The 13,027-nt window shown below is 55.9% G+C and carries 10 protein-coding genes; 6 read left to right on the top strand and 4 right to left on the bottom strand.

Translation table 11 applies throughout. The features are described 5' to 3' along the window. Window positions 1-115: 115 nt before the first annotated feature. Entirely contained in the window at window positions 116-1,522 is a 1,407-nt protein-coding gene (gene nifB, locus BJJ97_RS18985; protein WP_095994960.1) for a nitrogenase cofactor biosynthesis protein NifB, read from the top strand. Further along, a complete protein-coding gene (locus tag BJJ97_RS18980) occupies window positions 1,522-2,037 on the top strand; it encodes a nitrogen fixation protein NifQ (protein ID WP_095994959.1) in 516 nt (171 codons plus the stop codon). The genes nifB and BJJ97_RS18980 overlap by 1 nt, the downstream gene beginning before the upstream one ends. A gap of 44 nt (window positions 2,038-2,081) precedes the next feature. On the opposite strand, the gene BJJ97_RS18975 is transcribed toward BJJ97_RS18980, so the two are convergent. After that, entirely contained in the window at window positions 2,082-2,408 is a 327-nt protein-coding gene (locus BJJ97_RS18975) for an EthD family reductase (protein WP_095995403.1), read from the bottom strand. A 315-nt stretch (window positions 2,409-2,723) separates the two neighbouring features. On the opposite strand from BJJ97_RS18975, the gene BJJ97_RS18970 reads away from it, so the two are divergent. Next, a complete protein-coding gene (locus tag BJJ97_RS18970; protein ID WP_095994958.1) occupies window positions 2,724-3,635 on the top strand; it encodes a LysR substrate-binding domain-containing protein in 912 nt (303 codons plus the stop codon). On the opposite strand, the gene BJJ97_RS18965 is transcribed toward BJJ97_RS18970, so the two are convergent. From BJJ97_RS18965 to BJJ97_RS18955, 3 genes are all read right to left on the bottom strand, one after another. Then, entirely contained in the window at window positions 3,636-4,754 is a 1,119-nt protein-coding gene (locus BJJ97_RS18965; RefSeq protein ID WP_095994957.1) for an alkene reductase, read from the bottom strand. It abuts the gene before it with no gap. A 110-nt stretch (window positions 4,755-4,864) separates the two neighbouring features. Then, a complete protein-coding gene (locus tag BJJ97_RS18960; protein ID WP_095994956.1) occupies window positions 4,865-6,169 on the bottom strand; it encodes a lytic murein transglycosylase in 1,305 nt (434 codons plus the stop codon). A gap of 330 nt (window positions 6,170-6,499) precedes the next feature. Next, complete coding sequence (locus BJJ97_RS18955; protein WP_095994955.1) at window positions 6,500-7,972, bottom strand: efflux transporter outer membrane subunit; 1,473 nt, start codon at window positions 7,970-7,972, stop codon at window positions 6,500-6,502. Window positions 7,973-8,058: 86 nt separating this feature from the next. Between BJJ97_RS18955 and BJJ97_RS18950 the strand changes: the two genes are divergently transcribed. From BJJ97_RS18950 to BJJ97_RS18940, 3 genes are all read left to right on the top strand, one after another. Next, a complete protein-coding gene (locus BJJ97_RS18950) occupies window positions 8,059-8,673 on the top strand; it encodes a TetR/AcrR family transcriptional regulator (RefSeq protein WP_095994954.1) in 615 nt (204 codons plus the stop codon). Window positions 8,674-8,748: 75 nt separating this feature from the next. Next, the gene (locus BJJ97_RS18945; RefSeq protein ID WP_095994953.1) at window positions 8,749-9,858 is read left to right on the top strand and encodes an efflux RND transporter periplasmic adaptor subunit; all 1,110 of its coding nucleotides are present in this window, start codon (window positions 8,749-8,751) and stop codon (window positions 9,856-9,858) included. Continuing rightward, window positions 9,855-12,944, top strand: a complete 3,090-nt coding sequence (locus BJJ97_RS18940) for an efflux RND transporter permease subunit (RefSeq protein WP_095994952.1) — start codon at window positions 9,855-9,857, stop codon at window positions 12,942-12,944. The genes BJJ97_RS18945 and BJJ97_RS18940 overlap by 4 nt, the downstream gene beginning before the upstream one ends. Window positions 12,945-13,027 lie beyond the last annotated feature (83 nt).

Below are 13,027 nucleotides of genomic sequence, written 5' to 3'. Positions count from 1 at the left end.
ATTTAATAACGTGTGTTTTCTCTATCATGCTGTTTTAACTGATTTTTAATCGTTCTGCTAAACGGTATGGTCTTTGCACCTCTCTGCTTATGACTTCGCAACCGTAGGCACTATTATGGCATCTTGTTCCTCTGCATCCGGCACCACAGGCTGTCGGTCAGCCCCGACTGATGGGATTACCCCGTTGCAGGCCAGTAAAGCGGCACACCATCCTTGCTATTCGGTGAGCGGTCATCACCGCTTTGCCCGCATGCATCTCGCGGTCGCCCCTGCCTGTAATGTGCAATGTAATTACTGCAACCGTAAATACGATTGCAGTAATGAATCGCGTCCCGGCGTGGTATCGACACTGTTAACGCCGGAACAGGCCGTGGCGCAAGCGCGACAGGTTGCCGCCGCTATTCCCCAGCTTTCCGTCGTGGGGATCGCCGGGCCCGGCGATCCGCTGGCAAATATGAAGCGAACTTTTAGCACATTGCGGTTGCTGCGTGAGCAAATGCCGGACGTGAAGCTATGCCTTTCCACCAATGGGCTGATGTTGCCGGAGGCTGTGGCTCCGTTGCTGGATATTGGCGTGGACCACGTTACGGTGACCTTGAACACGTTAGACCCGGCGGTAGCCGCGCGTATTTATGCCTGGCTATGGCTGGAGGGAGAGCGCTACACCGGGTTGGAGGCGGGTAGAATCCTGCTCGCCAAGCAGGAAGAGGGCATTCGCCGCCTGACGGAGCGTGGCGTGTTGGTCAAGATCAATTCCGTTCTGATCCCCGATATTAACGAGGCCTCGATGCTGGCGGTGAGCGAGAAAGCACGCCACTGGGGCGCGTTTCTACACAATATTATGCCGCTTATCGCCCGGCCAGAACACGGCACGGTATTTGGCCTTGAAGGGCAAAGGGAACCTGATGCCGATTGCATGACGCGCGTGCGCGCAGAGTGCGGTCAGGTGATGCCGCAAATGTCGCATTGCCAACAATGCCGCGCGGACGCTATCGGCATGTTAGGGGAAGATCGCAGCCAGCAGTTTCCCCTCTCGGCGCTGCCGGAAAAGCCACAGCCGTATTTGCCTCTGCTGCATCAGCGGGCTCAATTGCATGCCAGCATCGCGTCACAGGGCGAATCTGAGGAACCGGAAGCCTGTTTGGTTGCCGTGGCGTCTTCACACGGTGAGGTTATTGACCAGCACTTCGGCCATGCCGAGCGCTTCCAGATCTACAGCCTGTCATTGGCCGGCGTGGTACTGGTGAACGAACGTTTTACGCCCAAATATTGCCACGGTGAAGGAGCCTGTCCTCCTGAAGAGAATGCTGAGCGACTGAGTGCGCTGTTGGCGCTGCTGGCCGATGTTGATGCGGTATTTTGTGCCCGCATTGGTTTCGGGCCCTGGAATCAGTTGGAGCAGCAAGGGATTCAACCCTGTGTTGAAGGTGCCTGGCAAAATGTCACAGACGTACTGGCAGCCTGGTGGCAACAGCGACAGGGCGAACACCGGAATCAGCACAAGGATAAGGGAGCGGCCTGATGGCACAGGCGCAACGCTGGCTACGGCGCTTATTGGATCGATATGAGACGGGAGCGGCCTGTTTTGCACACCACATGGGATTGTCGCTGCCGGAATGGCAGCGTCTTCTTGATGGTCTGGCGATGGTACCGCCAGCCTGTGGGCTCGAACGTGAGCAGCGCTATACGCTGTTAAGCGAATTGCAGTCGCATCGCGCAGAAGAGCGGGAGCAACTGGCAGACTGGCTGTTTGAGCATATGTCCGGTGATGCGGCCCCTATGCACCGAATTATCGCCAGCACGTCGCTGGGGTTTAATCATCTGTGGCAGGATTTAGGGTTAGATTCGCGCGATGAACTGCGTGAGTTGATGACCGACTGTTTCCCCGCGTTAGTGGCGATGAACGTCAATAACATGCGTTGGAAGAAATTCTTTTACCGCCAGCGTTGTCTGCACAGTGAAGGGGAACTGATCTGCCGTTCCCCGAGCTGTGATGACTGCTGTGAATGGGCGCATTGCTTTGCGCCCGAGGTGTGAACCGGTCGGCAAAGCGAAGGGGAAACGCGACGCAATAACGTCTCTCAGCGCTTTCTTATTTCCGTGATGTACGTGACGGCAACGTGGTCAGCAAAATTGGGAACATCCTCAAACGCTGCTTTACCCGTTGGCGAGTTGAAGGCTGTCATCGCGTCTTCGATGGAGTCAAACCACAGTTCAGAGAAGCCATCCACCGGCGAGTCTGGGTACTTTTCCCGATCGATAGGGTTCAGGACGTATCCCTTTAAGCCCGGCAGGCGCAGGGCGATTTCGGTATGCACCTCATTCCAGTGTTTCACAAACTCGTCAAAGCTCTGACCCTGCTTACGAGTAATAAAACCCACGTGTTTAAAACCTGTTACTGCTGCCATAACGTTCTCCGGTGTCGATGCCTTCTGGGTTATTCCCGCGATAACTGAGGCTGTCGAGCCTTTCATTGTTGCTGTTGCCTCACGGTTTTTCGCTTTGAGGCATCGCGGTAAATTCGGGCATCACTATGATTGTTTTTTATTTCATGATAAACCGGCTTTCATTCGCCTCTCTGTAGACATAAATTCAACAATCACGGCAGGAAGTAAACGGTATCGTGATGCGGAATGCAGTCTGGAGCCCGCGACGCTCGCAGGACGTTATCTTTCAAATCAGGCATGCGGGCTGAGCCTGATACGCTTAATGGACAATTGAGTATGCGTACAACCGATCATCTGGGCGGTATCAACGCCTTTGTTACCACAGCACAGCAGGGCAGCTTTACCGCTGCGGCCGAGCGGCTGGGCCTGACAAAATCTGCGGTGGGGAAGAGTGTCGGCCGTCTTGAGGAGCGGCTCGGGTTAAAGCTGTTTCAGCGATCTACGCGTCGTCTCAGCCTCACGCCGGACGGCGAACGCTTTCTGATCAGCTGCCAGAGCGCCATGGATATTCTTGAGCAGGCAGAAGCCGAGCTGACGTCTCACATCTGCCAGCCTGCGGGGCGGCTCAGGGTGGATTTGCCTGCGGCATTCGGCAGGCAGCGCATTCTTCCGGTTCTGCTGAACATCACCCGCAGCTACCCTGAATTGGCGTTAACCGTGACCTTCAGCGAACGGTTTGTTGACCCAATTGAAGACGGGATTGATCTTGTCATCCGCATCGGTGAACTGGCTGACAGCAGTGGTCTGGTGGCGAGGCGGCTGACAACCCAGAAGCTGGTTATTTGCGCTGCACCGGACTACCTGCTTCATCGCGGTGAACCGATATCGGTGGATGAATTGAGTCAACATCACTGTGTGGTGGGGTTTCGCCGGAATCAGCCTATCACCTGGCTTCTGAAGGACGATAACGGACAGACGACGCGTTATACGCCACCGGTAACGCATGAGTTTGCTGACGGTGACGCGATGCTGGCCGCCACGCTCGCCGGATGTGGCCTGTCTCAACTGCCACGGTGGCTGGTCGGTCAATATCTTGAACGTGGCGAGTTGAAAGAGGTGCTTGCCCGCCACGCTGGTGGTGAAATGCCGATCAGCGCGCTATGGCCTAAAAGCCGCCAACTGCTACCCAAGATACGTCACGTGGTGGATACGCTGATTAAGGCGGCAGAAGACGGCCAGTTGGACTGATTACTTTTTGTTGTCGGCGGCGTCAGAATAGAACGGATAATCGGTATACCCTTCCTCAGTGCCGCCATACATGGTGGCCCGATTGACGTCATTCAACGGCCAGTCGTGTGCCATACGCTCGGCGAGATCGGGGTTGGCAATGTACGGCCGACCAAACGCAATCAGGTCAGCTTTTCCTTCTTGCAGGTAGGCTTCGGCGCTTTGCTTATCGAAGCCGCCTGCGATAACCAGCGTGCCGTCATAGGCTGCCCGGAATTTCTCGACGAACCCGTCAGGAATAGCCTGTTGGCCGAGCGTTTTCTGATCGCTGAGATGCACATACGCGAGCGCACGTTCACCGAGTTTGTTTGCCAGCTGTAGCCATGTTTCTTCTTCACCCTCAAAGGCGTGCATATCGAAGAGGCGTCCGAAGGGGGCCAGCCGGATCCCCGTTTTCTCTGAGCCGATAGCGCGTGACACCGCATCGGTCACTTCCAGCACGAAGCGCAGGCGGTTCTCAATAGATGCGCCGCCGTATTCATCATCACGGGTATTCAGTCCGCCATTGATGAACTGTTCCAGCAGATAGCCATTGGCCGCATGGATTTCAATGCCGTCAAACCCTGCACGGATGGCATTCTCTGCGGCGGTGACGTAATCCTGTACCACGGATGTAATCTCAGTTTTTGTCAGCGCGCGCGGGGTTGTGACCGGCACAGGGCCGGGCTGACCGTTTTCATCCCAGGCGTAGCAGGTTGAATGCTGTGCTCTGACGGCAACGGAACTGACCGGCGCATTGCCATCATTCTGCAAACTGGTATGAGAAATGCGGCCGACGTGCCAGAGCTGAATGAAGATTTTGCCATTGCGCTCGTGAACGGCTCGCGTCGTTTTTTCCCAGCCTTTCACCTGCTCGTCGTTATAAATGCCCGGCGTAAAAAGATAGCCCTGACCCTGAACGGAGATCTGCGCGCCTTCGGTAATAATCAGCCCGGCGGAGGCGCGCTGCTGGTAATAGGTCGCCGTCAGTTCGTCAGCGGTGTCGCCCTGGCGTGCGCGAGATCGGGTCATCGGTGCCATCGCAATACGGTTAGTGAGTGCCGTATCGCCGACGATGAATGAGGTAAATAATTTGTCCATGTTTCGGTCCTTTTATTAAGTACCGACCATGATGGGGAAAGGAGGCGGAGGAGGGAACACCTGTCTGTTCCGAACAGATGTTCCATAAATTCTACCTGTTTTCACGGCGTTTACTGGCAGCGCAGCCTGTCAAGCAAGGCATGGTCGGGGTAGCCATCCGGCGGTAGCCCTTCCTGTTGCTGGTAGGTGCGGACTGCCTGCGTGGTACCGCGGCCAATGTTGCCGTCAATTGCGCCCTGATAGAGCTGCTTTTCCTGTAGCAGAATTTGCAGCGCCTCGCGTTCTTTGCGTGTTAACGGCGTTTCCTGACGCGGCCAGGGTTTGCGTACTGGCGTATCGTGCTGGTAGTTATCCGACAGCAAGCCGACAGTCAGCGCATAGGACACGTCATTGTTATACCGCAGAATGGCGCGGAAATTCCCCGTTACCAGAAACGCGGGGCCATTCTTCCCGACCGGCAACAATATCGAGGCTTTCTCCGAAGACAGCGATGTCAGATCTCTAGGTACAGCGGTTTTTACCCCGAGCGCCTGCCAGTCAGCGACGGTTTTCTGGTTATCCATACCGGAAAGAGAATAATCAAAACCGCTGGGCAGATTCACTTCAATCCCCCAGGGGACGCCCGCCTTCCATTTGGCCTGCTGCATATAGTTTGCCACCGACGCCAGCGTGTCTGGGAAAGAGGTCCAGATATCAGGGTGACGATCGCCATCAAAATCAACGGCGTATTGCAAATAAGAGGCCGGTATGAACTGAGGCATCCCCATGGCTCCGGCCCAGGATCCTTTTATCTGCTCTGGCCGCGCATTGCCGTTTTGAATCATACGCAACGCCGCAATCAGATTCTGCCGGTTAAACGCCCGCCGATAATTGTAGTAATCCAGCGTGGCCAGTGAGCGGATGACCGCTTTGTTGCCAGTATTGGCACCATAATGACTTTCAATGGAGAGGAAGGCGAACAGCAGTGGCGGATCCACCTGATAGCGCTGATTGATGCGCGTCACGACGTCCGCGTATTGCTTAAGCAGTGATTTCCCCTGCGCAATATTTTCCGGCGTGACCCGCTGTTCGAGGTAGGTCCACACGGGGGTGACCAACTCAGGCTGTTTTTGTGTGGCCGCTACCACGTCGCTGTCCGGCGTCAGATCAGCCAACGCCTTATCAAAGGTCTCCGCCGTGATGCCCTGAGAAAGTGCCGCCTGGCGCAGTTCCGCTTTCCATTGCTCCATGCTTTTGTCGGGCGTGGGAAGACCCGTGGACGTGTCAGTGACGCCGTGTGATTGTAGTAACCCGCTAATATCCTTGCATTCATGAGGTGTGTGAGCGCATGCACTTAACACACCGGAACCGATCATCAACACCATGACTCTCGACATCACCAGCATGGATGATGCCTGCGTTCTGTTATTGACCATGTGACTGTTCCATAAGAGAGATACCCATCACACCGCAACGCGAATGATGTAGGGTACAGATGCGTGTCGAAAGCAGGCCCGTAACGTCACTACCTAATCACCGTTGTCGGGCACCACCATGAAATCGTGCAACCTCTCTTAGAGTAATAATGCAGCAACACGTCAGAATATACAGACAACCATTGACACAAGTGTCACTAACCACACTCATCCGTAAGCATTACTTCTGTTTTCGTAACGGCGTATTACCGCTGGCTTTGCTCCCCGCCGCGACACTCGGTTTCGTGTAGCAGTGTCCACCTTTTGAACGATCTCAGGTTGGTGTGCATCTTATTCTGTCTTTGCTGTGTTTTCTGGCAGCTGCCAGCCGCCGCCGAGCGCCTTGAATGTGGCAACGGCCGCTCGTGCCGATTCGGTTTGCGCCTGAGCCCGGGCATCGGAGGTTTGTAGCAGGGTTTCATCGGCGTGAAGGACGTCAATCAGGCTGCTTGTTCCTTTCTGGTAGGCGATGAAAGACGACTGCCGCGCGCTGGCTAACGCGGTCTCACCGGCGGTTAGCGTTGCGGCTTGCGTCTCGCGATTAACCAAAGCCGAGAAGGCGTTCTCAACATCTTCGGTCGCACGGAGTACCGACAGGCGGTAAGCCGCCAGCGCTTCGGCTTCCTGTCCCTTCGCCTGATCGATCTGGGCGTTAATCCGGCCGAAATCGAAGAGTCGCCAGCGCAGTCCTAATATGCCCGTCGATTGACTGGCACCGTTGGAGAATAGATTGCCGCTCGACACCGATGTTGCGCTGCCGAGTAAGGCGCTGAGCGAGAATTTAGGATAGTACTCGCTGATGGCTACCCCGATGCGGGCGTTGGACGCCGCGAGATGGCGTTCGGCCACGATAATATCGGGTCTGCGGCGCAGCAGGTCGGCGGGTGTCCCTGTTGCTATGAGCGTCGGAGGTTGTGGAATGGCCTGTGAGGTGGACAGTTGGGCTCGATGGGTGCCGGGAGGCGTGCCGAGCATAACGTCTAATGCGTTCATCGCGGCATCAAGCCCTGTCTGGAGAATCGGCACGGTGGCCTGAACCTGCGCCAATTCCCCTTCGGTCTGGCGTACCTGATACTCGGGAGCCAGTCCTTTGCTGTGGAGTAACTGTACTTTATCCAGCAGTTCTTGCTGCGTATTGACCTGTCTAGTGGCGATCGCCAGACGCGTTTGTAATCCGCGCAGAGTGATATAGATATCGGCAGTCTGAGCGGCGACGGCCAGACGTGTGGCCGCGACGCCTGCCTCGGAAGCCTGATAGTCAGCCAGTGCCGCCTGACGACCGCGTCTCAGGCCACCGAATACATCAAGCTCCCAACTGGCGTTAAGGTCGGCTTCATAGGCATTGCCGTAGCGATTATAGCCAGGAACCGCGTTAAGTAACCGGCCCTGTGACGTTTCAATCGACTGATAGGCGCGAGCGCTTTGTCCGCTGATATTGCCCGATGGCAGCAGCGCCGCCGTTGCTGCGCCAAGCCCCGCTTGTGCCTGACTCATGCGTGCGGACGCCTGGGCCAAATCAAGATTCTGTGCGAGCGCACTTGAAACTAACTCGCTCAGTAAGGGATCATTGAAGCTTTCCCACCAGACCGCCACGTCGGCAGCCTGGGTCGCGTTCCCTGCCTTTGTGACAGATCGTTCTGCGGCGGATTGCGTTTGATAACGCGCCGATAGCGGCGCATCTGGGCGGTGATAATCCGGCCCAACGGCGCAACCTGCCATTAAGCTCGTGGTCACAACCAAGGAAAGGGTACGGAGGGATAACATAGGAATTCCTTGAGTCAAAAAGTGGTGACCATATTACCAATTGGTCACTTGTTGTCAATCAGGGCTCGGTGAGCTAAGCTTCAAAAATGACTAAACATACGAATACACATCCCCCACGCGGGCCGTCGGACCATAGCGTTCGAGATCAGGTCGTGGAAGCGGCCAAAGCGCACTTCGGACACTTTGGATATGAAAAGACAACGGTGTCTGATTTAGCCAAGGCGATTGGTTTTTCTAAGGCATATATCTACAAATTTTTTGATTCCAAGCAGGCGATTGGCGAGGTGATCTGTGCCAGCCGACTGGCGATGATTATGGATATTGTCAATTCAGCGATTGCCGATGCACCAACGGCATCAGAAAAACTGAGACGCCTGTTTAGATCCTTGACGGAAGCGGGCAGTGACTTATTTTTTCACGATCGTAAGCTATACGATATTGCTGCTGTCGCCAGCCGCGATCGGTGGCCTTCGGCAGCGGCACATGAAGAAAGACTACGCCAGCTTATTCAGCAAATTCTTCTGGAGGGACGGCAGTCTGGGGAGTTCGAACGCAAGACGCCACTGGATGAGGCGGCGGATGCTGTCTATCTGGTCATGCGCCCTTACATCGTCCCCGCCCAACTGCAATACAACCTGGATGAGGCGGCGTCTGCTGCGGTGTTACTGTCGTCGTTGATATTGCGTAGCCTGTCACCTTAAAAAAGTGACCATTGACAATATTGGTCACTAGTTGGAGAATGCGGTTTCTGTCCTGTTCATTTAAGAAGGGAACCCATGCTTCGGCTCAAATCCACCACTCTTGCTGTTTGCTTGTTGCCTCTCGCCCTGGTGGCGTGCGGCGACGCTACCAATATTGACGATCCACGCAATCAGCCTCCTTTAGTGAGAACGGCTACCGTGGTGAGTGCCGCCGAGACGTCGCGTTCGTTTACTGGCGTCGTTGTTGCCCGCATTCAAAGCGACCTTGGTTTTCGGGTGCAAGGCAAAATACTTGAACGTCTGGTCGATACCGGCGAAAGCGTCAAACGTGGTCAGCCTTTGATGCGTTTGGACCCCATCGATCTCAGTTTACAAGCACAAGCCCAACAGCAGGCGGTTACCGCTGCGCGGGCTCGTGCCAAGCAGGCTACCGATGATGAAGCACGCTATCGAGGTCTGGTTGCCGCAGGTGCCATCTCCGCGTCAGCGTACGATCAGATCAAGGCAACTGCCGAGACGGCGAAAGCGGAACTGAGCGCCGCACAGGCTCAGGCCGATGTGGCACGCAATGCGACGGGGTATGCCGTTTTGATGGCTGACGCCGATGGCGTAGTGGTCGATACGCTGGCTGAACCGGGGCAGGTGGTCAGTGCCGGGCAGCCTGTTATCCGGCTGGCGCGTGCGGGACAACGGGAAGCTGTCGTACATTTGCCTGAGACGCTACGCCCCGTGGTTGGGAGCGAAGCCATGGCGATGCGATACGGCTCTGGTCATCCTGCCATTCCCGTGAAACTGCGGCTGCTGTCCGACGCTGCCGATCCTCAGACCCGCACGTTTGAAGCACGCTATGTTCTTGAAGGCGCGCTGGCGAACGCGCCGCTCGGTTCCACCGTCACACTCAATATTGCAGAAGATAAGCTATCTGAGAAGGTTCTTCAGGTGCCTATCGCCGCGCTTTATGATGCGGGGAAAGGGCCGGGCATATGGAGTATTTCTGGTGAGCCCATGAAGGTGTCGTGGCATCCCGTCAGCGTGCTTGGGTTAGGTGATGACACGGCAAGAGTCACTGGCGGCCTACAGCCCGGTGAACAGATTGTGGCTTTGGGCGCGCATCTGCTGCATGAAGGCGAAGCGATCCGCATGGCAGAGTCGCGTGCTGCCGACACGGCGGGGAATCGACCATGAGTGAGCCACGCTTCAACCTTTCGGCGCTCGCGGTGCGCGAACGCGCCATCACACTCTTCCTTATTATCCTGATTACCGTGGCCGGTATTCTCTCGTTCTTCGAACTGGGGCGGGCAGAAGATCCACCGTTCACCGTCAAACAGATGACCATTATCTCCGCATGGCCGGGGGCGACTGCTCAGGAAATGCAGGATCAGGTGGCCGAACCGTTAGAAAAGCGGATGCAGGAACTGAAGTGGTACGACCGCTCAGAAACCTACACGCGTCCGGGACTCTCCTTCACCATGCTGTCGCTGCTCGATAGTACGCCGCCTTCGCAGGTACAGGAGGAGTTCTATCAGGCGCGTAAAAAGCTCGGCGATGAAGCCAAAAACCTGCCGGCGGGCGTTATTGGGCCGATGGTCAACGATGAGTTCTCGGATGTGACGTTTGCGCTCTTTGCGCTGAAGGCGAAAGGCGAGCCCCAGCGTTTGTTGGTTCGCGATGCCGAATCGTTGCGTCAGCGTCTGTTGCATGTGCCGGGCGTGAAGAAGGTCAATATTATCGGGGAGCAGTCTGAACGGATCTTTGTGTCGTTCTCGCATGACCGACTGGCGACGCTGGGGATTTCTCCTCAGGACATTTTCTCTGCGCTGAACAACCAAAATGTACTGACGCCTGCTGGTTCGATTGAAACAGACGGCCCGCAGGTCTTTCTTCGTTTGGACGGCGCCTTCGACACGCTGGAGAAAATTCGCAACACGCCGATTGTCGCACAGGGCAGAACACTAAAACTGTCGGATGTGGCGACGGTTAGCCGTGGCTATGAAGATCCCGCGACCTTTTTAGTCCGTAATCAAGGCGAGCCAGCGCTGTTGCTGGGAGTGGTGATGCGTGAGGGGTGGAACGGTTTAACGTTGGGGAAAGCGCTGGATGCGGAGACCACCAAGATCAATGAAGGCATGCCGCTGGGGATGACGCTGTCGAAGGTTACCGATCAATCGGTGAACATTAGCTCGTCCGTTGATGAATTCATGATCAAATTCTTCGTCGCATTGCTGGTGGTGATGGCAGTGTGTTTCGTCAGCATGGGCTGGCGTGTGGGGGTTGTTGTCGCGGCAGCGGTACCCTTGACGCTGGCGATTGTTTTCGTCGTGATGGAAGCGTCCGGTAAGAATTTCGATCGCATTACATTAGGATCGCTGATTCTGGCGCTGGGGCTGTTGGTGGATGACGCTATTATTGCCATCGAGATGATGGTGGTGAAAATGGAGGAGGGCTATGGCCGAATAAAAGCCTCAGCCTATGCCTGGAGCCATACGGCTGCCCCGATGCTGGCTGGTACGCTGGTAACCGCCGTCGGGTTCATGCCTAACGGTTTCGCGCAGTCCACCGCCGGTGAGTACACCAGCAACATGTTCTGGATAGTCGGCATTGCCCTGATTGCTTCCTGGGTGGTTGCGGTGGTCTTTACACCTTATTTAGGCGTGAAGATGCTGCCGGAAATCAAAACCGTGGAGGGGGGACATGCCGCTATCTATGACACCCGCCATTACAACCAATTTCGCCGCTTATTGACGCGTGTTATCGCGCGGAAATGGATGGTTGCCAGCACCGTTATCGTCTTGTTTGTTGTGGCTATTCTCGGGATGGGGATGGTCAAGAAACAATTCTTCCCAACGTCCGATCGTCCTGAAGTGCTGGTGGAGGTGCAGATGCCTTATGGCACGTCCATTGAACAGACCAGTATCACGACGGCGAAGATCGAAGACTGGCTGAAACAACAGGACGAAGCAAAAATCGTCACGTCCTATATCGGGCAGGGCTCACCGCGTTTTTATTTGGCGATGGCACCTGAGTTACCCGACCCGTCGTTTGCGAAGATTGTCGTGCTGACGGACAGTCAGGAAGCGCGTGAGGCGCTTAAATTCCGTATCCGTGAAGCCGCGGCTGGTGGGCTAGCGCCTGAAGCGCGTGTCCGCGTGACGCAACTGGTGTTTGGCCCGTATTCACCTTTTCCTGTTGCCTACCGCGTCATGGGGCCGGATCCTGCCACCTTGCGTGAGATTGCCGATAAAGTGAAAACGGTGATGCAGGCCAGCCCGATGATGAGGACGGTCAATACCGACTGGGGCCCGCGGGTACCGACGCTGCATTTCACGTTGGATCAGGATCGGCTGCAATCCGTAGGGCTAACATCAAGCACGGTGGCTCAGCAACTCCAGTTCCTGCTCTCTGGCGTCCCGATTACGTCTGTGCGTGAAGACATTCGTTCTGTGCAGGTCGTGGGGCGCGCCGCAGGGGATATTCGCCGCGATCCCGCCAAAATAGAAGGCTTTACGTTAGTTGGAGCGGCTGGCCAACGTATTCCTCTGTCGCAGATCGGTGAGGTCGAGGTACGAATGGAAGATCCTGTGCTTCGGCGTCGGGACCGCACACCGACGATTACCGTTCGTGGTGACATCGCCGAAACGTTGCAGCCACCGGATGTGTCCGCGGCCATTGTGAAATCATTGCAGCCCATCATTGATACGCTGCCCGCCGGATACCGTATTGAGCAGGCAGGCTCGATCGAAGAATCGGCAAAAGCGACCAAAGCAATGGCACCGCTGTTTCCTATCATGATTGCCATCACGCTGTTGATCATCATCCTACAGGTGCGCTCAATGTCGGCGATGGTGATGGTCTTCCTCACCGCACCGCTGGGGCTGATTGGCGTGGTGCCAACGCTACTGCTCTTCAACCAGCCGTTTGGTATTAATGCGCTTGTCGGACTGATCGCGCTATCGGGCATCCTGATGCGTAACACGCTGATACTGATCGGACAAATCCACCATAACGAGAAGGAAGGACTCGATCCGTTCCATGCGGTGGTGGAAGCAACGGTGCAGCGAGCCCGGCCCGTGTTGCTGACGGCGATGGCGGCGATTCTGGCGTTTATTCCGCTTACCCATTCCGTCTTCTGGGGCACGCTGGCGTACACGCTGATTGGCGGGACGTTAGGGGGAACCATCATGACGCTGGTCTTCCTGCCGGCGATGTATGCCATCTGGTTCAAAATACGCCCTGATAATCAGACGCATATCGATAAACCCGTATCGGTATAAGCCGCAATCCGTATGACAAGCCCTCGCGACACAGTACACCGTGTGGCGAGAGCCATCCCGCCTGCTGGCGTGGAACGTATTCC

It is taken from the genome of Pectobacterium polaris (genome assembly GCF_002307355.1).
GTDB classification, from domain to species: Bacteria; Pseudomonadota; Gammaproteobacteria; order Enterobacterales; family Enterobacteriaceae; genus Pectobacterium; species Pectobacterium polare.
This window is presented reverse-complemented; position numbering and strand designations above follow the sequence as displayed.

Coding starts and splice junctions, on each gene's coding strand:
- nifB (WP_095994960.1), top strand. CDS start 116: ATGGCATCTTGTTCCTCTGCATCCGGCACCACAGGCTGTCGGTCAGCC.
- BJJ97_RS18980 (WP_095994959.1), top strand. CDS start 1,522: ATGGCACAGGCGCAACGCTGGCTACGGCGCTTATTGGATCGATATGAG.
- BJJ97_RS18975 (WP_095995403.1), bottom strand. CDS start 2,408: ATGGCAGCAGTAACAGGTTTTAAACACGTGGGTTTTATTACTCGTAAG.
- BJJ97_RS18970 (WP_095994958.1), top strand. CDS start 2,724: ATGCGTACAACCGATCATCTGGGCGGTATCAACGCCTTTGTTACCACA.
- BJJ97_RS18965 (WP_095994957.1), bottom strand. CDS start 4,754: ATGGACAAATTATTTACCTCATTCATCGTCGGCGATACGGCACTCACT.
- BJJ97_RS18960 (WP_095994956.1), bottom strand. CDS start 6,169: ATGGTCAATAACAGAACGCAGGCATCATCCATGCTGGTGATGTCGAGA.
- BJJ97_RS18955 (WP_095994955.1), bottom strand. CDS start 7,972: ATGTTATCCCTCCGTACCCTTTCCTTGGTTGTGACCACGAGCTTAATG.
- BJJ97_RS18950 (WP_095994954.1), top strand. CDS start 8,059: ATGACTAAACATACGAATACACATCCCCCACGCGGGCCGTCGGACCAT.
- BJJ97_RS18945 (WP_095994953.1), top strand. CDS start 8,749: ATGCTTCGGCTCAAATCCACCACTCTTGCTGTTTGCTTGTTGCCTCTC.
- BJJ97_RS18940 (WP_095994952.1), top strand. CDS start 9,855: ATGAGTGAGCCACGCTTCAACCTTTCGGCGCTCGCGGTGCGCGAACGC.